Origin of the sequence: Corticimicrobacter populi, from assembly GCF_003123725.1 — a bacterium.
Lineage (GTDB): Bacteria > Pseudomonadota > Gammaproteobacteria > Burkholderiales > Burkholderiaceae_B > Corticimicrobacter > Corticimicrobacter populi.
The window spans coordinates 588,601-607,701 of the sequence record NZ_QETA01000001.1 but is presented as its reverse complement, the minus strand read 5'-3'; the positions used below and the strand labels follow the sequence as shown (position 1 = coordinate 607,701).

The following is a 19,101-nucleotide window of genomic DNA, read 5'->3' as shown; positions in this document are numbered from 1 at the left end:
TGTATATTCTACAGGCGGATCACTATATGCCTGCAATCGACATTTCCGCAATCAGGATCGAACCCGAGGTCTTGGCCCCCCGCGTGATGCGATCCGCCCCGACCGCCACGATATTACGGAACATATTCTGGAGATTGCCAGCGATGGTGATTTCCTGCACAGCATGCTGGATGCGGCCATTTTCCACCCAGTAGCCGAATGCACCGCGAGAATAATCACCCGTTACATAATTGACGCCCTGCCCGATCAGTTCGGTCACCAGCAGGCCCGTGCCCATCTTGCGCAGCATGGCCTCGAAATCATCTTCGGGGCGGGTCAGGCGCGAGCGCAGCATCAGGTTGTGCGAGCCACCTGCATTGCCCGTACCCGGCAATCCCAGTTTGCGCGCCGTGTAGCTGGACAGGAAATAGCCATTGAGCACCCCGCCCGACACGACCTGGCGCACGCGTGTCGCCACGCCCTCGTCATCGAACATGGCACTGCCCATGGCCTGGGGGATAAAGGGATTTTCATCGAGGTCGAGATGCCCGGGCAATATCTGGCGACCTGCCGCATCCAGCAGGAAACTGGCCTTGCGATACAGGGCACCACCACTGACCGCCTGCGTCAGCGCACCGATCAGGCCCAGCGCCAGGGGGGCCTCGAACAGGACGGGAAAACGCCCTGTGGGAATGCGGCGCGCCGACAGCCGCGCCAGGGTGCGCTCGGCCGCATAGCGACCAATGGCCTCGGGTTGCCCCAGCCCCTGCGCCGCACGATGTGCGCTGTACCAGTAATCGCGCTGCATGCGATTGCCGCGGCCGGCAATCGGTGCAACCGACAGGCTGTGACGCGAATAGGGATAGCCGGCCATGAAGCCATGTGTATTCCCCATGACGAAATGCCCTTCGTAGGTATTGACGCTGGCACCCTCGGTGTTGGTAATGCGGGCATCGGTATCCAGCGCAGCCTGCTCTACCCGACAAGCCAGTGCGCAAGCCTGATCCGTATCGATACGCCAGGGATGGTGCAGATCCAGATCAAGGAATTGGGTTGCCAGTTGGTCTGCCTCTGGCAGGCCGGCGGCAGGATCATCCGCTGTATGGCGGGCAATATGCCAGGCGGCCTCGACAGTCTGGCGCAATGCGGCTGGCGACAGGTCGGAGGTCGAGGCCGAGCCCCGGCTGCGCCCCGCATAGACGGTTACGCCCAATGAGCGGTCCAGAGCCTGCTCGACGGTTTCGATGCTGCCCTTGCGTACCGACACCGACAGGCCGCAGCTCTCGGATACTTCGGCAGCTGCATCACTGGCACCCAGTTCACGCGCGTGTCCAAGTACCGACTCGACCGCCTCCCGAAAGCGGGCCTGGCCAGCCTCGATGTCCAGCCCCTGGAGGCCCGTTGGCACCCGGTTTTTGCCTGCGCGGGTACGCGGCTTCTCTTGATCAGTCATGCTCATGGATTTCAGGAAAATTCGGACAGGCGAGTATGATAGCCAACTTTACCCCTATAAGATTCTTACTGCTGCCCCTATGGACGAATTTCCGCCCTCGCCCAACGACGACCAGGATACTGGCCCGGTCTACGACCGCCCCAGCAAATCACAGGTCAAACGCGACATGCTGGCCTTGCTGGATCTTGGCAAGGATCTGATCGACCTGTCGCCAGAACGGCTGCGTCAGTTGCCACTCGAAGAAAAGCTGTACGAAGCCATCCGGCTGGCACAACGCACCACCAGCCGCGAAGGCCGACGTCGCCAGACGCACTATGTAGGCAAACTGATGCGCAAGGCTCCTGCCGAGGAAATCCGGACCCAGCTTGACGTCTGGGCCAATGGCTCGCGCGAGGCAACCGCCTCGCTGCATCGTACCGAGCGCCTGCGCGATCGCCTGTTGACCGATGACGATGCTCTGACGACTCTGCTGGAACAGTATCCCGGTGCCGATGTGCAGCACCTGCGCTCACTGATCCGCGCTGCCCGCAAGGAAGCAGCCACCAATGCCGCGTTGACCGAAGGTTCTCAGCCCCAGCGCAAGCACTACCGCGCGCTGTTTCAGGCGTTGCGAGCGCTGGAGCCCGATAACACGTCATCATCCGACACAGTTGAAGACGAGAAGGAAGAAGCATGACCCAGAGTTTGCTTGATACCGTGACCATCGACACGGGCACCACGCCGCAACGCACCGTGATCTGGCTGCATGGCCTCGGAGCCGATGGCCACGACTTTGCCCCCGTCGTGCCCGAACTGGGCCTGGAAGACATGCCTGCCATCAGGTTCATTTTTCCACATGCCGGCGTAATACCTGTCACCATCAACAATGGCATGGCCATGCGGGCCTGGTATGACATCCTGGGCTTCAATGGCACGGCCCGCGAAGATGACACCGGCATCCACCGCTCCCAGGCTGCAATTGAAGCGCTGATTGCACAGGAAAAGGCACGTGGCGTGCCTGCGCGGCATATCGTGCTGGCTGGCTTTTCGCAAGGCTGCGCCATGACGCTGCAAATCGGTCTGCGCCATGCCGAGCGCCTGGGGGGCCTGATCGCCCTGTCCGGCTACCTGCCCCTGCGCCAGACGCTGGCAGAGGAACGCAGCCCGGCCAATGCGGACATTCCAATCCTGATGGCCCACGGCACCCAGGATCCTGTCGTCGCCATCCAGCGGGCCGAGACATCACGCACGCTGCTGGAAGAACTGGGCTACCACATCGAGTGGCATACCTACCCGATGCCGCACTCGGTCTGCGCCCAGGAAATCGCCGACATCGGCACCTTCCTCAAGCGCGTTCTGGCCTGAACGCGATCAGGCCTTGCCCTCTTGGACTGGAGCCACCGGCTCCAGATCCAGCCAGACCCGCCGCATCGAAGGATCATCGGGATCCGGATCATTGACGAATCCAAGACGGGTCATCAACGTCAGCATGGGCCGGTTTGCAGACAGCACCATGCCATCGATATATTCCAGCCCTTGCTGTCGCGCAGCCTCGATCAATCCTTGCATCAGTGAATAGCCCAGCTTGCGACGCTGCCAGTCATCACCAATCACCAGCGCATACTCTGCCCCCCGCCCATCGGCATTGCGCAGATAATGCGCAAAACCGATGATGACATCGTGAGGATGCCCGCGGTGGGCCGGATTGGGTTGCTGAATGGTCGCCACCAACGCCAGTTCACGGTGATAATCGACCTGGGTATAGCGCGCCAGCATACGTTCCGTCAGCTCCTTCATGGCCGAAATGAAGCGCATATAGCGTGACTGCTCGGAGAGATCTCGGACAAAGCCCTGCAAGGCCTCCGCATCCTCCGGCCTGATGGGACGGATGGTATAGGCCACACCATCCTCGAAAGCCTGATTGCGCACCAGATGAGCAGGATAGGGATGAATCGCCATGTGGGCATACCCTCCCAACAATGGCGTATAACCAGCCGGCTGCGCACACAGCCGCATTTCCATGCCATCGACACGCAGATGATCATCTGCGATCCGAATCGGATCGAGTACCAGCGATTCGATATCCGGCAGCTCGGAAATTACTTCGGACACCTGAACCAGCAACTGCTCCAGACGGACCAGTGCCTGCGGGCTGGACTCACTGGCCAGCAACGGTTTCCAGATCCGGCTGCGCACCATCATCTGGTGCGCCAGATAACTGTTGAGCGGCGGCAGATCAAGGCTGCCGCCGGCGCTGCCGCCGACCATGCCCAGCCGCGCCAGAAGTCCGCCAGCACCAAAACCGATCACCGGCCCGAAACGGGCATCACGCACGACCCGTATCGCCAGGGTGATGCCGTCATCCTCGGCCGGGCAATCGCCCTCCTCATGTTCATCACGCCATTCGACGGGTGCAAAGAAGGCCTGCAGAATGTCCTGTACCTCACTGGCCGACAGGCACGTTCTCCCCTGCTCGCGGGCACGGTCGATCAAAGCCTGTGCCTGCTCGCGATCTGGCGGATAGAGCGGTGGCAGCGGCGGTTGCATCTGCAGCAACAACTGCTGGTTGTAATGGTGGGTTGCCAACACGCCCAGCGCATCGGCCGCTGTTTCCGGGGTGCGGAAGGCCGGCGTACCGGCATCGTCGAGCATGCGCCGCAAGGGCCGCATGCCGGCATCGCCCATGAAACAGGTCACCACGGGCTTGCGTGCCGCCGGCGTCACGGCAGCCAGACGTTTGGCAACCTCAGTCATGTTGGTATGCGCATCCGGTGTCAGAAGGACCAGCACACCATCGACATTGGCATCGGCCAACAACTGGTTCAATGCCTCCTGGATGATATCCGGCGTCAGCGGTGCCCGCGTGATGACCGGATTGCGGATATCGGCATCCGGCTCCAGCAGAGCCTGCAGGGCACGGCAGGTCGCTACGCCCAGCTCGGCACGCACGATGGGGGCCTGCGATCCGGCCAGGTCCAGTGCCAGTTGCGGCGGACCGTTGCCATTGGCCAGCATGGCCACGCGCTGGCCGCGCGGGCGATGTGCGTACCCCAGTACCTTGAGCGCCGAGAACATCTGCACGAAATAGCGAATGCGCACTGCACCGGCTCGTCGCAATGCGGCATCGAAGGCGGCATCGGCACCACTGCCATCCTGCGCACGACCGGCCTTGAGCACGACCACCGGCTTGACCCGTGCAGCCGAACGCAATGCGCTCATGAACTCACGGGCATTACCTGTTTCTTCCATGTACAGCGCAATGCTGTCGGTACGGTAGTCGCTGGTCAGGTAATCAAGTACCTGGGGAATACCTAGGTCCACTTCATCCCCCAGGGAAATCGCCGTGGACAGGCCGATATGGGCATCATCGGCCCAGTCCATCACCGCCGCCATGATTGAACGCGACTGGGCCACCAGCGCCACCTTGCCGCTGCGCGCCAAATGCGGGTGCTGACTGAAGTTGAAACCGGCATGCGGACGCTGCACCCCGAAGGCATTGGGGCCCAGCAGCAAGCAGGGATGGGTCTGCGCCCACAGGCGGGAAAAATCACGGGTTGCAGCCGGATCCGGATCACGGCTGTTGTGTGGCTGCAGGATCACGGCACCGGGCAGCGTATCGGGATTGGACGCCAGCGCATTGAGCACGAGCGGCAATTGAGTCGGCTCCACGCAGACCAGTGCCAGATCGGGGCGTCCACGCCCTGCAGCGACTTCCTGCAGCGCCTTGCGAATATCGTCGGGATCACCCTGCGCCGACCACGGCACACGCACGGTGGCGGCATGCAGGGGAATCGGTGGTGACTGGTCGTACGGCAGAACCTGGTCGCTGATCACCACCAGCGAGCGCGGTTCGAACAAAGGGGCCAGCGCGTGACGCAACATGGAAGGCTGTACTCCTCTAAAATGTTGTTTTCCGTTATATACCCACCTCTGCGTTGCCATTATCCATGACCCAAGCATCCTCTGCCACTGTCCGCACCCGGTTTGCCCCTTCACCGACGGGCTATCTCCACCTGGGCGGCGCGCGTACCGCGCTGTATTCGTGGGCCTACGCCCGCCATCACAAAGGCACCTTCGTGTTGCGAATCGAAGACACTGACGTCGAGCGTTCCACGCCCGAGGCGGTCCAGGCGATCCTCGATGGCATGGCATGGTTGGGGCTGGACGCGGACGAAGGCCCGTTCTACCAGATGCAACGCATGGACCGCTACCGCGAGGTGGTCGGGCAACTGCTCGCTTCCGGGCATGCCTACCATTGCTACAGCAGCCCCGAAGAAGTCGAAGCCATGCGCGAAAAAGCCCGCGCCGCCGGCCTCAAACCGCGCTATGACGGTACTTGGCGCCCGGAGCCGGGCAAAGTGCTGCCGCCTGTGCCGGCCGACCGCAAGCCAGTGGTACGCTTTCGCAATCCGACCGAAGGCAGCACCGGCTGGAACGACCTGATCAAGGGCCCCATCGTGTTCTCCAATACGGAGCTTGACGACCTTATCATCGCCCGTCCGGATGGCACGCCGACCTACAATTTCTGCGTGGTCGTCGATGACTGGGACATGCGCATCACCCACGTGCTGCGCGGTGACGACCACGTCAACAACACGCCTCGCCAGATCAATATCCTGCGCGCCCTGGGTGCTCCGCTGCCGCAATACGGCCACCTGCCCATGATCCTTGGTCCGGATGGACAGAAACTGTCCAAGCGCCACGGCGCGGTCAGCGTCATGGATTACGACCGCCAGGGCTACCTGCCCGATGCCATGATCAACTATCTGGCCCGACTGGGCTGGAGCCACGGCGACGACGAACTGTTCGGACGCGCCGAATTCGTGGAATGGTTCGACGCGCAGAACCTGTCGCGGTCGGCCGCGCAATGGGATCCGCAAAAACTCAACTGGGTCAACGCCCACTACATGCGTCAACTGGGCGACGATGCGCTTGGCCAACGTGTCGCCCCCCGGATTGCCGCGCGCGGCGGCGACCTGACCCAGGCCTCGCTGCCGGCAGTCGTGGCACTGGTCAAGGATCGCGCGGAAACCCTCGAGCAACTGGCCGATGCGGCCATGCTGTTCTTCGGCGCGCCCGAGCAACCTGGCGAAGAACTGCTGCAACAGCACCTGACCGAGGCCGCACGGCAGGCACTGGCCGATTTCACCCGTCAGGCAGAGGCGCTCGAATGGTCCAGGGAAAACATTTCAGCTCTGATCAAGCAGGTCCTGAAAGCCCACGGGCTGAAAATGCCACAACTGGCCATTCCACTGCGTCTGGCCGTAACCGGCAGGACACAGACACCCTCGATCGACGCCGTACTCGAAATTATCGGCAAGGAAACTGTCCTGAAGCGTCTGAAGCAGTTCTGATCCGCTCGCTGCGGCGGCCATGACAATAACGACAAAATGCCGCCGCACTCTCTGTACATTGCAACGCTATCTGGCTGTTGGCAGCATAAAAGCCGCATTTTCCATGCCAATCCACACGGATCGGCATGACCGAGCTGTGTAAATCTTGCGTAATGCGCATGACAGATGTACTGTTGATCCTTGCATTCTTCCCCCTAATGCATTATTTAAGAATCAGGTTCCAAGGAGCATGACGATGGCAACAGCCAAAAAAGCGACCAAAAAGGCAACCGTCAAGGCTGCCGACGACAAGGCCAACAAGAAAGCGGCCAAGGCCAGCAAGAAAACTGACGCCACCAGCGCTCCCAAACCTGCCAAGCCGGCAACCAACAAAAAAGCAGTTGCCGTTGCCGCACCTGTCAAGTCCGCTCCTGCCAAGAAAACCGCTGCAGCCAAGCCAGTAGCAGTCAAGGCCACCCCGGCCAAGGCGGCTCCCGCCAAAGCGGCAGCCACAGCCAAGAAACCGGCAGCCTCCGCTGCCAAGAAGCCTGCTGCCAGCGCTGCAAAGCCGGCAGCCAGTGCAGCCAAGGCCCCCGCCAAAAAAACCGTAGCCGCCACCAAGCCCGCGGCAGCAAAACCGGCCGCAGCGACCAAGGCTGCAACTGCCAAGGCAACCACCGCAGCCAAGAAACCCGTCGTTGCTGCAGCCAAACCGGCAGCCAGCACCGCCAAGACACCCGCCAGAAAAACCGCAGCCGCCAAACCGGCTGTTGCCAAGCCCGCAACTGCCAAGACCACCCCGGCCAAGACGACTCCCGCAAAGGCCGCTGCCGCAGCCAAGAAGCCCGTCGCCACCGCAGCCAAACCCGCCGCAAGCACTGCCAGGAAAACCGCAGCCACAGCCAAGCCCGTTGCCGTAAAACCTGCTGCAGCCAAGGCGACGCCCGCCAAGCCAGCTGCGGCAGCCAAGAAACCGGCCGCCACAGCAACAAAGCCGGCCGCCAGTACTGCCAAGGCACCAGCCAAGAAAACCGCGGCCGCTGCCAAGGCAACCGCAACCAAGCCGACGGCCAAGAAGGCCACTCCGGCCACCAAGCCCGCTGCCAAGAAACCGGCTGCCAAGCCCGCCACCAAGGATGCAGTACCGGCCCAACCTGCAAGCGGTGCCAAGCCCTGGCCGTTCCCGACCAGCAGCAATCGCCCGTAACCGGGTACGGTACGAAATCAGCCCACCTTTCGGTGGGCTTTTTTCTACCGTTCGATCAAGAAATACTGGCGTAACTGCCCAGTCCATCCGGCCATGGCGTCAGCACCTCAAAACCCTCGTCAGTCACAGCCACCATGTGTTCCCATTGCGCAGACAGTGACTTGTCTCGCGTGACAACCGTCCATTCATCCTGCAGCACCTTGGTATCCGCCTTGCCTGCATTGATCATCGGTTCGATAGTGAAAATCATGCCACTGCGCAACGCAAGGCCTTGCCCGCGCTGTCCATAATGAAGTACCTGAGGAGCCATATGGTATTTCTGCCCGATACCATGGCCGCAATACTCTCGCACGACGGAAAAACTCTGCCCATGGGCAACCTGCTGGATGGCATGCCCGATGTCACCCAGCGTCGCGCCTGGACGCACCTGCCTGATCCCGGCAAACATGGCCTCGTAGGTCGTCTCGACCAGTTTGCGTGCCTGCGCCGAAGGGGTGCCCACGTAGTACATGCGACTGGTGTCGCCATACCAGCCGTCCTTGATGATTGCGACATCGATATTAAGGATATCGCCATCCTTGAGTACCTGCCCGGCATCCGGAATCCCGTGACACACAACATGATTGAGAGAGGCGCAGATGGTTTTCGGGAAACCGTGGTAGCCAATATTGGCCGGCACGGCCTTGAGCACGTCGACAATATAGCGATGGCATATGGCATCCAGCGCTTCGGTGCTGACACCGGGCCTGACATGCTCGCCGATCATCGCCAGCACCTCCGCCGCCATATGGCCGGCGGCGCGCGACTGGGCGATTTCGGAAGCAGAATAGGTACGTATCGATTCTTTCATGGTGAATAATGCATCTGCAAAAATATGGAATGAAGTGGCGTGCCTTGTCTCCGCAAGGCCTGTATTTCAAAGGATAGCAAGACAGGCGCAGGCCATGCGACAATATGCCCCCATCGTTGCATATCGTAGAGAGCATCTGACCGCATGATTGACGTTTTCCGATTCCTGCTGAGTATCGCTTTCACCCTGTTCGGGGCCGCCCTGCTGATGCGCGCCTGGATGCATGGCATCCGCATGCACCCCTTCAATCCGGTCGCCCGTGTGCTCATCCAGTACACAGAGTGGCTGGTGCGCCCCTTGCGCAAGGTGTTTCCCGTGCATGCAAGATTTGACTGGGCCAGCCTGTTCGGCACCTGGCTGACGGCACTCATCTATCTGGTGCTGCTGATCCTGGTCGTACGCCAGGCCCTGCCAACCCTGGACATGCTGCCCATGATCGCCGGCATGGCCCTGGCAACCATGTGCAAATGGGCACTCAACCTGATCATCTGGCTGACACTGGCCCAGGCCATCCTGTCCTGGATCAATCCCCTGGCACCGATCATGCCGGTCCTGACCACGGTCACTGCCCCATTGCTGGATCCGATCCGCCGCATCATGCCCAAAACCGGCGGCATGGACTTCTCTCCACTGGTGCTGCTGGTCATCGCCCAGGTCGGCATGATGCTGCTGGTTCCCTATACCGGACAATAAATCCTCAGCTCATGGCCGGATGCAAAGGCAATCGCTCATGACCACTGATTACAAAAAAGCCGGGATATCCCGGCTTTTTTGCAGATTGGCTCATACAGCCATGATGACTGTCTCGCGTTACTGTACCGGTGCCACCCGGGTCGGGCCTGCACCACTCACCACACGCACACGCTGACCGACGTTGATGGGCACATCCGCTTCCTGCGCAATCACGCGAGTCTCGCCATTGTCGAGTTGCACGGTGATTTCGTAGCCGGCACTGCGCCCAGCCTGATTCTCGATGGCATTGCCGGCCAGCGCGCCCAGGATGACCCCACCTACGGTTGCCAAGGTCCGGCCCGTGCCGCCACCAACCGCGCTGCCCGCCACGCCACCCAGCGCGCCACCACCGATCACACCGGCACCGCTGGACTTGTCGTTTTGAAGCGTGATGTTGCGTACCGCCATGACCGTGCCATAGCGCACGATCTGCTCGCGCTGCGCCTGGTCATAGGTATAAACGGCGCTTGATGCGCTCCGGTTGGCGCAGCCAGCTGCCAGCGTGACAGCCAGCAGCATGCTGCCCAGCACCACCCAGCGTACGGGCCGGGTATGGCCCGTACGCTGGCCTTCAACCTGGATTTGTGTATTCATAGTCAACTCCTCGGACAATATCCGTTCATGATCGCCGCATGATTAGACAGCGGATGGCAGCAGATGTTCAGTTTCCGTATTTAACAAGGCGTGACTGTCATTCATTACTGAAACAAGGACCGCACTTGTGCAATATCATGCCATGCCCGACTGCGGCATAATATCCCGGTTTGCAATTATTTTGACTGGGGGTTCCATGATTTCACGCAGCAACGGCATTCTCGCCGCCGCCATGGTCGGTATCGCCTTTGGCGTCGCTGGATGCGCTGGCGCACCGCAGAGTGCAGCTACCGCAGAAAGCGCGGCACAGTATCCACTGCGCGACTTCTTCCGCAATCCCGAAAAAAGTCATTTTCGCCTGTCTGATGGAGGTCGCATGCTCAGCTTCATGCAACCCGTGTCCATCGATGGGCAGCCGCCGCGCATGAATATCTATGTCCAGGCACTGGAAGGCAGCCGTCCGGTCGGTGAGCCACGCCTGCTGACGGCAGAAAGCGCGCGTGACATCAGCAGCTATGCCTGGAAAGGCGATGACACCATCCTGTTCCAGAAGGATTTCGGCGGTGACGAAAACTTCCACGTCGTGGCTGTCGATGTGCCCACTGGCAAGATCACCGACCTCACCCCCTTCGAAGGTGTGCGCGCCGGCATCGAAGACGATCTCGAGGATGATCCCGACCACATTCTGATCAGCCACAACCAGCGCGAGCCGATGGTCTTCGACGTCTATCGCTACAACCTGCGCAACGGCACCTCGGTACGCGTTGCCGAAAATCCGGGCAACATCCTGGGCTGGCAGACCGACCACCAGGGCCGCATCCGTGCCGCCATCGCCACTGACGGGCTCAATTCCACCCTGTTGTATCGCGACAGCGAGGAAGAGGATTTCCGCACGCTGGCCACGGTGGATTTCAAGACCACGGTCAGTCCGCTGTTCTTTACATTCGATGACCGCAAGCTCTATGCACTCAGCAATCGCGGCCGCGACAAGATCGCCCTGGTGATCATCGATCCGGCCCACCCCGACCAGGAAGAACTGGTCTTCGAAACCACCGAGGTCGATCTGGACGGCGCGGCCTATTCGCGCCTGCGCAAGGTCTTGACCTCGGCCTATTATCAGACCAGCACACCGCAGCAGCACTTCTTCGACGACAGCACCGAAAAACTGTTCGCCCGCCTGCACAGCCACCTGCCCGGCTACGAAATCACCCCTCAGAGCGCCACCCGCGACGAACGCAAGCTGGTCGTCGCCGCCTGGAACGACCGTACGCCAGGTGCCCGCTACATCTACGACGTCGATGCCGACAGCCTGGACAAGCTGGGAGACATCAATCCCTGGATTCCCGAGCATGCCATGGCACAGGTACAGCCCGTCCAGTACACCAGCCGTGATGGCCTGACGCTGCACGGCTACCTGACACTGCCGCCGGGCAAGCCCGCCCGCGATCTGGCCTGCGTGGTCAACCCTCACGGCGGCCCCTGGGCCCGCGACAGTTGGGGCTACAACCCCGAGGCGCAGTTCCTGGCCAACCGGGGCTTCTGCGTGCTGCAGATCAATTTCCGGGGTTCGACCGGCTACGGCCGAGCCTTCTGGGAAGCCGGCTTCGGCCAGTGGGGCCTGCGCATGCAGGACGATATCACCGACGGTGTGAACTGGCTGGTCGAGCAAGGGATTGCCGATCCCTCGCGCATCGGCATCTATGGCGGCAGTTATGGTGGCTACGCAACGCTGGCCGGCATTACCTATACACCCGAGCTGTATGCTGCCGCCGTCGATTATGTCGGCGTCTCCAACCTGCTGACCTTCATGAATACGGTTCCGCCCTACTGGAAGCCGATCATGCCCAAGCTGTACGAAATGGTCGGCCATCCCGAGCATGACCGCGAACGCCTGACCGCCACCTCGCCCGCACTGAACGCCGAACGCATCCGCACGCCCTTGTTCATCGCGCAGGGTGCCCAGGATCCTCGCGTCAACAAGGCCGAAAGCGACCAGATGGTCGAGGCGCTGCGCCAGCGCGGCATCGAAGTCGAATACATGGTCAAGGACAACGAAGGCCACGGTTTCCACAATGACGAGAACAAGTTCGAGTTCTACGAAGCCATGGAACGCTTCCTGACCGAACACCTCAAACCCTGATCACCGCAATACGCCCGGAACGCCAGCATGGAACCTTCCACCGCTTTCTACCACCCGGCATCGGCCGAGCTGCGTTTCTGCAGCCACTGCGGCCATGGCCTGTCCAGGGACATCCCGCCCGATGACAACCGGGCGCGCTACCTGTGCCACCACTGCGGTTCTGTCCATTACCAGAACCCCTTGATGGTCGTCGGCACCATTCCGGTCTGGCAAAACCGTATCCTGCTGTGCCGACGCGCCATCGAACCGCGCTACAACACCTGGACCCTGCCCGCTGGCTTCATGGAGCTGGACGAAAGTACGGCCCAGGGTGCACTGCGCGAGACCCGCGAAGAGTCTGGTGCCCGTATCGAACTGGGCGCGCTCTTCACGGTGATCGACGTCCCCGAAGTCAATCAGGTGCATTTCTATTTTCTGGCAGAAGCGCTCGGTCCGGACCTCGACCCAGGTCCGGAAAGCCTCGAAGCCCGCTTCTACGACGAGAGCGAGATTCCCTGGGACAACATGTCGTTCCAGACCGTCAGCACGACACTGCGCCATTTCCTGGAAGATCGTCGCAAGGGGCATTTCGACGTGCATCATTACGCCCTGCCAAGACACTGACCATGGGGATGGCATGTCATTGACATGGCTGGAAAGCGGCACCCCGTTTCCACCCGTCGAACAGGCGCTGCGCGAGCCTGACGGCCTGCTGGCAGCCGGCCTGGAACTGACGCCGGAACGGCTGCATGCGGCCTACCGGCAAGGTATTTTCCCCTGGTTCAACGACGGCGAGCCCGTGCTGTGGTGGAGCCCTGACCCGCGCATGGTGCTGGCCTCGGACGACTTCAAGTGCTCGCGCTCGCTTTCCAAGAAACTGCGCCAGATCGAGCGGCAAGCCCAATCCGGGCATATCAGGGTCTGCGTAGACCGGGCATTCGAGCAGGTCATGGCCGAATGCGCTGCCCCGCGTGCCGGCCAGCCCGGCACATGGATCACCGCCCCTGTTCGGCAGGCTTATGCGCAGTTGCATCGCCAGGGGCTGGCACACAGCGTCGAACTCTGGATCGACGACACCCTGAGCGCCGGCCTGTATGGCGTCTCGCTGGGCAGGATGTTCTATGGCGAATCCATGTTCACCCGCCTGCCCGACGGGTCGAAGATCGCCCTGGCGCACCTGGTCTCCTTCCTGCGCCGCCACGGCGCACCGGCCATCGACTGCCAGCAGCAGACGCGCCATCTCGGCAGCCTGGGCGCGCGTGCCATGCCCCGGCAGGATTTCAAGGCTCTGCTGGCACGATTGATCCCCCAACCGTCGCTGCCCTGGCAGGCCGGACAGTTGAGACTGGACGGATCCATCATTCCCTTTCCGGCATGACCCAGCAGACAATACGGCTCTATACGACCGCGCCCTATCCCTGCAGTTACCTGCCCGGCAAGCAGGCCCGCTCCCAGGTCGCCGCGCCGGCGGAACTGATCCACGCCCCGGCCTATGACGAACTGATCGAGCATGGCTTTCGGCGCAGCGGCAGCTTTGTCTACCGGCCGCGCTGCGATCATTGCCAGGCATGCAAACCAGTACGAGTCGATGCCACGCAGTTTCACCCTGACCGCAGCCAGCGCCGTTGCTGGACACGACACCATCAGGTCCTGTCGGCCACACTCTCGTCGCCATACTGGTCACCTGAACACTACGCACTCTACCTGCGTTATCAGCAGGCGCGCCATCCAGGTGGCGGCATGGACGAAGACGATCGCGCCCAATATGCCGGCTTCCTCCTCGAGTCCAGCGTCCAGACACAATTGGCAGAATTCCGAGATGCCGACGGGCGGGTCGTCATGGTGTCACTGATCGACATGCTGGACCAGGGACTGTCAGCCGTCTATACCTTCTACGACCCTGACGCGCCCGGCAGCCTGGGCACCTATGCCATCCTGTGGCAGATCGACCTGTGTCGTCGCCTGGGCCTGTCGTGGCTCTATCTGGGATACTGGATCGAGAACAGTCGTAAAATGGCATACAAGATCCGATTCCAACCGCTGCAGGTCCGCCGCAATGGGACCTGGCAGGATATCCTGCCGACGCAGCCCTGACTGGCACAGCGCCTCTTCTCCGACCATGTCCCTGCTGCATTCCATCTATCCCCTGCTCCGCCCGAGCCTGTTCGCCCTGGATCCTGAAGTCGCGCACGAGAAAACCCTCGCCAACCTGCAACGTGCCTATGATTGCCGACTGACTCGCGCCATATTGCATGCGGAACCTTCCGCCCCCTGCACGCTGATGGGCCTCAAGCTGCGCAACCCGGTCGGTCTGGCTGCCGGTCTGGACAAGAACGGATCGCACATTGACGCCCTTGCCAACCTGGGTTTCGGGTTCGTGGAAGTCGGCACGGTCACGCCACGCCCGCAGCCAGGCAACCCCAAGCCGCGCATGTTCAGGCTGCCGGCCGCACAGGCGCTGATCAACCGGCTGGGATTCAACAACCAGGGACTGGCCGCGTTCCTGGACAACATCTCGCGCAGCACCTGGCGCAGCCAGGGCGGTATCGTCGGACTGAACATCGGCAAGAACGCAGATACCCCCATTGAGCGGGCCGTGGATGATTACCTGCTGGGACTGGAGGGAGTCTATCCCCACGCCGATTACGTCACGGTCAACATTTCCTCCCCCAACACCAAAAATCTGCGAGCCCTGCAGGGCGGCGACGAACTTGAACAATTGCTGGCGGCCTTGCAGGCACGCCGCCATGAACTGGCCCAACAACATGCACGCCAGGTGCCGCTGGTCGTCAAGATCGCCCCGGACCTGACAGACGAGCAGGTAGACCAGATTGCCGACACCGTCTTGCGCCACGGCATTGATGGCATCATTGCCACCAACACCACCCTATCGCGCGAACCTGTAAAGGGGCTGAAGCACGCCGAAGAAGCCGGCGGGCTTTCCGGTGCCCCCGTCCATGAACTGTCGCTGCGCGTGATTTCGCGCTTGCGTGAGCGGGCCGGACCGGCACTTGCCATCATCGGCGTGGGTGGCATCCTGTCCGGCCCGCAGGCCAGGGAAAAAATCGAAGCCGGGGCCGATGCCGTACAGCTCTATACCGGCCTGATCTATCGCGGCCCGGCATTGATTGGCGAATGTGCAGCCGCCATCGGGACCCGCTGACTGTCGTTTCGACAACCACAGCCACCAGGCCCCCATGCTCAGGTTTGGATGGCCAAGCTTTCAGCCAAATCAAGCCAGCACTGCAACACTGCCGATGCAGCCTGAGGCAGGTCGGAGAGCCTGGCATGGGCGTCGCTTCGCAATGAACGAGGATCAATGCCTGCCTGTGCCAGCTCGCAGGCGTGCCCCAGCAGCCAGCGTTCGATCTGTGCCGGGTTGGCCTCCAGATGACACTGCAACGCCAATACCTGTGTACCCAGCATGAACGCCTGATTGGCACAAATCTGTGTGCCCGCCAGCCGTGCAGCATTGACAGGTATCTCGAAACGGTCACCATGCCAGTGCAATACCGGCACACTGCCCAACTGCGCCAGTGGCGATGCCTCACCTTCCGGCGTCAGCATCAACGGCGCAAAGCCGATTTCCTTCACCCCGATGCTGGCCACACCGGCCCCCAGCGCACGGGCGATCAACTGAGCCCCCAGGCAGATGCCCAGCAGTGGCCGCCCCGTGTCCAGTCGCTGCTGGATCAGTGCCAATTCGTCCTTGATGAAGGGATAAAGCGCCTCATCAAAGGCACCAATCGGCCCACCCAGCACCACCAGAAGATCTGCGGCTGCAATGCCCGAGTCAGACAAGTCGTCGAGCGCCGCATCCAGGTAGTGGATCACATAACCGCGCTCCAGCAGAACAGACTCAAAGGTGCCGAGATCCTCAAAAGCCAGGTGTCGAATGGCAATCACTGTTTTCATGAACGCACTTTCTCCGTAGGTGGTTAATCTGATCACTCGTGGCCAGCAGGCCATCGATCTCGCGTATCACACGCTTAGACCTTGGATACCTGTGCTGTCGATTTCCGGTATGCCCACTGGCCATTGAGTACCGCATAAGCGAGCAGGCCAATCACCAGTCCCCAGAAGGCCCCACCGATTCCCAGCAATGTAATGTTGGCCGCTGCGGCCAGAAAAGTGATCAACGCGGCTTCGCGCGTTCTGGCATCAGCCATGGCGCTGGCCAGGCTGCCCCCAATAGTACCCAGCAGCGCAAGGCCTGCCAGCGTTGTGATAAAGGTTGCCGGAAAGGCCATGAAAATTGCCGCCAGGGTGACCCCGAATATCCCGACAAAAATATAGAACAGCCCTGCGGCAATACCGGCTATCCAGCGCTTTGAAGGGTCTTCGTGTGCTTCGCGGCCCGTGCAGATGGCTGCCGTGATGGCCGCGATGTTGAAAGCATGCGAACCGAATGGTGCCATCAGCAGCGACCCGAATCCAGTCAGGCTGACGATAGGATCGGCACGGGTTCGGAAACCATCATTGCGCAACACCAGCATGCCCGGCATGTACTGTCCTGTCAGAGTAATCAGAAACAAAGGCAACGCCACGCTCAGCAGGGCATTGAGGGAAAAGGCCGGCAACGTGAAAATCGGTGCCGCCAGTGCCAGGCGCATCCCCGACAGATCGACACGGTTCTGAGCCAGTAGAAAGGCCAGTCCCAGCACCAGGATTCCCACCACGGCATAGCGTGCACTGAACCTTTTCAACACGACGTAGGACATGATCAACATGCCAGCCAGCCAGGGATCGATGCTCATGCCACCAAAGGCCTTGATACCAAATTGCAACAGAATGCCTGCCAGCAGCCCTGCCGCCACACCAGGCGGAATCAAGCGAATAACACGCTCGAACCAACCCGACAGCCCCAGCATCACGAACGCAACCGCCGAGATCATGTAGGCACCGATCGCCTCGGCATAAGGCGTATTCGCCAGGGCCGTGACCAGGAATGCCGCTGCCGGTGTCGACCATGCCGTGATGATAGGTTCGCGAGAGATCCAGCTCAGCACGATCCCTGTCACTCCGACGCCAATGGAAATCGACCAGACCCACGAAGCGGTCATCTCCGGGCTGAGACCCGCCACCTTGGCCGCCTGAAAAACCAGGATGAAAGTGCCACCATAATTGACGATGACGGAAACCAGACCGGCCACCACCGGATGTGCCAGATCACGCCAGCGAACGGATGGAAAAGAGGATACGGATGACATGACCTGAAAACGGCTCCTGCGACATAAGTGACATGATGTGCGAAACCTATTTATATCTCTAAAATGGACTGCTGCGCCCATCCATTTTTTTAACTATATACAGACCAATTTTGTTCAAACACGCTCAGCTTGAATCCGTCAAGGCCTGGATCGGTGATCCTGCACACCAGGCCTTGCCCTTGCACTTGCGTGTGCAACGCGCCATCCGTCAGTTGATTGTGGATGGCACCCTGCAGGCAGGCAACCCCCTGCCTGCCTCGCGCCTGCTGGCAAAATCACTGGGCGTATCCCGCGATACCGTCGAAACAGCCTACGGCCAATTGCATACCGAAGGTTTTATCGAACGCAGAACAGGCAGCGGCAGTTTTGTTTCGTCACAGGCACGGCACCTGGCCGGGCATGGTCGGCCCCTAAAAACAACAGACCGCATCGTGCCCCCGTCCAGGCTCAGCCAGCGAGGGACATTGATGTTCCAGGGGGGTGGCGTGCGTGACTTCCTATTCTCACGCCCCTTCGCGCCCGGCGTGCCGGAAACACGCAGCTTCCCACTACAAACATGGGAAAGGCTGCAACGACAGGTATTGAAGCAATACGGCACCCGGGCCCTGCTGCACAGCCATCCTCAAGGCATGGAGCCTCTGCGGCGAGCAATTGCCGACTATGTCAATCTCGAGCGCGGTGCGCATGCCTCTCCCGAACGCATCCTGATTCTGACCAGCTCACAGCAGGCCCTGAGTCTGTGCGCCACAGTGCTGCTCGATGCTGGCGACCCTATCTTTGTCGAAGATCCGGTGTATCACGGCGCACGCAAAGCATTTGACGCCGCCGGGCTGGAGTGCGTACCCGTCCCTCTGGATGCCGAGGGGCTGCAGGTGGACTACCTGCTCGATACAAGCAAGAAGGCCGACCGCCCCCCAAAGGCTGTCTTCCTGACCCCCTCGCACCAGTTTCCGACCGGTGCGACGCTGGTGCTGCAACGCCGTCTGGCCATTATCGACTGGGCCCGACAACAACAGGGCTGGATCATCGAAGATGACTACGACAGCGAATTCCACTATGCAGGCAAGCCCACGGCCTGTGTGCAGGGTCTTGATCCCTACGAGCGCACCATCTACATCGGCACTTTTACAAAATCGCTGTTCCCAGGCCTGCGCATCGGCTACATGATCCTGCCGCCTGCCCTGGTCGCCCCCATGACCGTGGCACGCACTCTGCTCGATGGACACAGTGCCCCCCTCCCGCAACTCACCCTGGCACGCTTCATCGAGGGGGGCCACTTCGGTGCGCATGTGCGTACCATGCGGCTGGTCTACGCTGAACGCCGTGATGCACTGGCACGGTTGGTGCGCCTGCACCTGGCCGACTTCGTAGAGCCCAGGGTACCTGCCGGCGGCATGCAGATGCCTTGCATCTTTATCTGCGACATGCCGGAGCGCACAGTCGTGGAGGCTGCACAACGTGCTGGCCTAGACCTGCTGGGGTTGACTGCCCTGTACCACACGCCGATGCATCACAGTGCCGGATTCCTGATGGGGTTTGCCGCCTATGCCCCGCATGAACTGGAAATCGCGGTCAAGAAACTGGCAGACGTCTTGAAGGCCATCAGACAAGCGTGACTACCTGCATGTGGAAATGCCTTGCGACT

Annotated in this window: 17 protein-coding genes; 11 read left to right on the top strand and 6 right to left on the bottom strand. The window is 61.0% G+C overall.

What is annotated here, in order from left to right; all coding sequences use genetic code 11:
• Positions 1 to 22: 22 nt before the first annotated feature.
• Entirely contained in the window at positions 23 to 1,432 is a 1,410-nt protein-coding gene (gene pmbA, locus DD235_RS02950) for a metalloprotease PmbA (RefSeq protein WP_109060991.1), read from the bottom strand.
• A 79-nt stretch (positions 1,433 to 1,511) separates the two neighbouring features.
• Between pmbA and yjgA the strand changes: the two genes are divergently transcribed.
• Both yjgA and DD235_RS02940 read left to right on the top strand, forming a co-directional pair.
• A complete protein-coding gene (yjgA, locus tag DD235_RS02945) occupies positions 1,512 to 2,108 on the top strand; it encodes a ribosome biogenesis factor YjgA (RefSeq protein ID WP_109060533.1) in 597 nt (198 codons plus the stop codon).
• Positions 2,105 to 2,776, top strand: a complete 672-nt coding sequence (locus DD235_RS02940; RefSeq protein WP_109060532.1) for an alpha/beta hydrolase — start codon at positions 2,105 to 2,107, stop codon at positions 2,774 to 2,776. Before yjgA ends, DD235_RS02940 begins: the two co-directional genes overlap by 4 nt.
• Before the next feature lie 6 nt (positions 2,777 to 2,782).
• Here DD235_RS02940 and DD235_RS02935 read toward each other — a convergent pair whose 3' ends face one another.
• The gene (locus DD235_RS02935) at positions 2,783 to 5,293 is read right to left on the bottom strand and encodes a bifunctional acetate--CoA ligase family protein/GNAT family N-acetyltransferase (RefSeq protein ID WP_109060531.1); all 2,511 of its coding nucleotides are present in this window, start codon (positions 5,291 to 5,293) and stop codon (positions 2,783 to 2,785) included.
• 65 nt (positions 5,294 to 5,358) lie between these two features.
• Here DD235_RS02935 and gltX point away from each other — a divergent pair, with 65 nt between their 5' ends.
• Positions 5,359 to 6,765 (top strand): glutamate--tRNA ligase, encoded by a 1,407-nt coding sequence (gltX, locus tag DD235_RS02930; RefSeq protein ID WP_109060530.1) that lies wholly within the window; start codon positions 5,359 to 5,361, stop codon positions 6,763 to 6,765.
• 235 nt (positions 6,766 to 7,000) lie between these two features.
• On the top strand, positions 7,001 to 7,951 hold the full coding sequence (locus DD235_RS16790) for a hypothetical protein (RefSeq protein WP_155574604.1): 951 nt from the start codon (positions 7,001 to 7,003) through the stop codon (positions 7,949 to 7,951).
• 55 nt (positions 7,952 to 8,006) lie between these two features.
• Here the strand turns inward: DD235_RS16790 and map are convergent, their stop codons facing one another.
• A complete protein-coding gene (map, locus tag DD235_RS02920; RefSeq protein WP_109060529.1) occupies positions 8,007 to 8,801 on the bottom strand; it encodes a type I methionyl aminopeptidase in 795 nt (264 codons plus the stop codon).
• A gap of 144 nt (positions 8,802 to 8,945) precedes the next feature.
• Here map and DD235_RS02915 point away from each other — a divergent pair, with 144 nt between their 5' ends.
• Positions 8,946 to 9,494: a YggT family protein gene (locus tag DD235_RS02915; RefSeq protein WP_109060528.1), complete on the top strand. Its 549-nt coding sequence runs from the start codon at positions 8,946 to 8,948 to the stop codon at positions 9,492 to 9,494.
• Positions 9,495 to 9,611: 117 nt separating this feature from the next.
• On the opposite strand, the gene DD235_RS02910 is transcribed toward DD235_RS02915, so the two are convergent.
• Positions 9,612 to 10,052: an outer membrane lipoprotein gene (locus tag DD235_RS02910; RefSeq protein WP_109060990.1), complete on the bottom strand. Its 441-nt coding sequence runs from the start codon at positions 10,050 to 10,052 to the stop codon at positions 9,612 to 9,614.
• 271 nt (positions 10,053 to 10,323) lie between these two features.
• Between DD235_RS02910 and DD235_RS02905 the strand changes: the two genes are divergently transcribed.
• Genes DD235_RS02905 through DD235_RS02885 form a run of 5 tightly spaced genes read left to right on the top strand, consistent with a single transcriptional unit; the run spans position 10,324 to position 15,409 of the window.
• A complete protein-coding gene (locus DD235_RS02905; protein ID WP_109060527.1) occupies positions 10,324 to 12,267 on the top strand; it encodes an alpha/beta hydrolase family protein in 1,944 nt (647 codons plus the stop codon).
• Positions 12,268 to 12,294: 27 nt separating this feature from the next.
• The gene (locus DD235_RS02900) at positions 12,295 to 12,870 is read left to right on the top strand and encodes an NUDIX hydrolase (protein ID WP_109060526.1); all 576 of its coding nucleotides are present in this window, start codon (positions 12,295 to 12,297) and stop codon (positions 12,868 to 12,870) included.
• A 13-nt stretch (positions 12,871 to 12,883) separates the two neighbouring features.
• Positions 12,884 to 13,624, top strand: a complete 741-nt coding sequence (gene aat / locus DD235_RS02895; protein ID WP_109060525.1) for a leucyl/phenylalanyl-tRNA--protein transferase — start codon at positions 12,884 to 12,886, stop codon at positions 13,622 to 13,624.
• Positions 13,621 to 14,340, top strand: a complete 720-nt coding sequence (locus tag DD235_RS02890; RefSeq protein WP_109060524.1) for an arginyltransferase — start codon at positions 13,621 to 13,623, stop codon at positions 14,338 to 14,340. Before aat ends, DD235_RS02890 begins: the two co-directional genes overlap by 4 nt.
• 25 nt (positions 14,341 to 14,365) lie before the next feature.
• The gene (locus tag DD235_RS02885; RefSeq protein ID WP_109060523.1) at positions 14,366 to 15,409 is read left to right on the top strand and encodes a quinone-dependent dihydroorotate dehydrogenase; all 1,044 of its coding nucleotides are present in this window, start codon (positions 14,366 to 14,368) and stop codon (positions 15,407 to 15,409) included.
• 38 nt (positions 15,410 to 15,447) lie between these two features.
• On the opposite strand, the gene DD235_RS02880 is transcribed toward DD235_RS02885, so the two are convergent.
• Positions 15,448 to 16,161 carry a glutamine amidotransferase gene (locus DD235_RS02880; protein WP_109060522.1) on the bottom strand — a complete coding sequence of 238 codons (714 nt, stop codon included), beginning with the start codon at positions 16,159 to 16,161 and terminating at the stop codon, positions 15,448 to 15,450.
• 74 nt (positions 16,162 to 16,235) lie between these two features.
• The gene (locus tag DD235_RS02875; protein WP_109060521.1) at positions 16,236 to 17,456 is read right to left on the bottom strand and encodes a benzoate/H(+) symporter BenE family transporter; all 1,221 of its coding nucleotides are present in this window, start codon (positions 17,454 to 17,456) and stop codon (positions 16,236 to 16,238) included.
• Between the two features lie 110 nt (positions 17,457 to 17,566).
• On the opposite strand from DD235_RS02875, the gene pdxR reads away from it, so the two are divergent.
• Entirely contained in the window at positions 17,567 to 19,072 is a 1,506-nt protein-coding gene (pdxR, locus tag DD235_RS02870; protein WP_109060520.1) for a MocR-like pyridoxine biosynthesis transcription factor PdxR, read from the top strand.
• The last annotated feature ends 29 nt before the right edge of the window (positions 19,073 to 19,101 follow it).

Coding starts and splice junctions, on each gene's coding strand:
- pmbA (WP_109060991.1), bottom strand. CDS start 1,432: ATGACTGATCAAGAGAAGCCGCGTACCCGCGCAGGCAAAAACCGGGTG.
- DD235_RS02900 (WP_109060526.1), top strand. CDS start 12,295: ATGGAACCTTCCACCGCTTTCTACCACCCGGCATCGGCCGAGCTGCGT.
- map (WP_109060529.1), bottom strand. CDS start 8,801: ATGAAAGAATCGATACGTACCTATTCTGCTTCCGAAATCGCCCAGTCG.
- DD235_RS02880 (WP_109060522.1), bottom strand. CDS start 16,161: ATGAAAACAGTGATTGCCATTCGACACCTGGCTTTTGAGGATCTCGGC.
- DD235_RS02940 (WP_109060532.1), top strand. CDS start 2,105: ATGACCCAGAGTTTGCTTGATACCGTGACCATCGACACGGGCACCACG.
- DD235_RS02885 (WP_109060523.1), top strand. CDS start 14,366: ATGTCCCTGCTGCATTCCATCTATCCCCTGCTCCGCCCGAGCCTGTTC.
- DD235_RS02890 (WP_109060524.1), top strand. CDS start 13,621: ATGACCCAGCAGACAATACGGCTCTATACGACCGCGCCCTATCCCTGC.
- yjgA (WP_109060533.1), top strand. CDS start 1,512: ATGGACGAATTTCCGCCCTCGCCCAACGACGACCAGGATACTGGCCCG.
- DD235_RS02935 (WP_109060531.1), bottom strand. CDS start 5,293: ATGTTGCGTCACGCGCTGGCCCCTTTGTTCGAACCGCGCTCGCTGGTG.
- aat (WP_109060525.1), top strand. CDS start 12,884: ATGTCATTGACATGGCTGGAAAGCGGCACCCCGTTTCCACCCGTCGAA.
- DD235_RS02910 (WP_109060990.1), bottom strand. CDS start 10,052: ATGCTGCTGGCTGTCACGCTGGCAGCTGGCTGCGCCAACCGGAGCGCA.
- DD235_RS02915 (WP_109060528.1), top strand. CDS start 8,946: ATGATTGACGTTTTCCGATTCCTGCTGAGTATCGCTTTCACCCTGTTC.
- DD235_RS16790 (WP_155574604.1), top strand. CDS start 7,001: ATGGCAACAGCCAAAAAAGCGACCAAAAAGGCAACCGTCAAGGCTGCC.
- DD235_RS02905 (WP_109060527.1), top strand. CDS start 10,324: ATGATTTCACGCAGCAACGGCATTCTCGCCGCCGCCATGGTCGGTATC.
- DD235_RS02875 (WP_109060521.1), bottom strand. CDS start 17,456: ATGTCATCCGTATCCTCTTTTCCATCCGTTCGCTGGCGTGATCTGGCA.
- gltX (WP_109060530.1), top strand. CDS start 5,359: ATGACCCAAGCATCCTCTGCCACTGTCCGCACCCGGTTTGCCCCTTCA.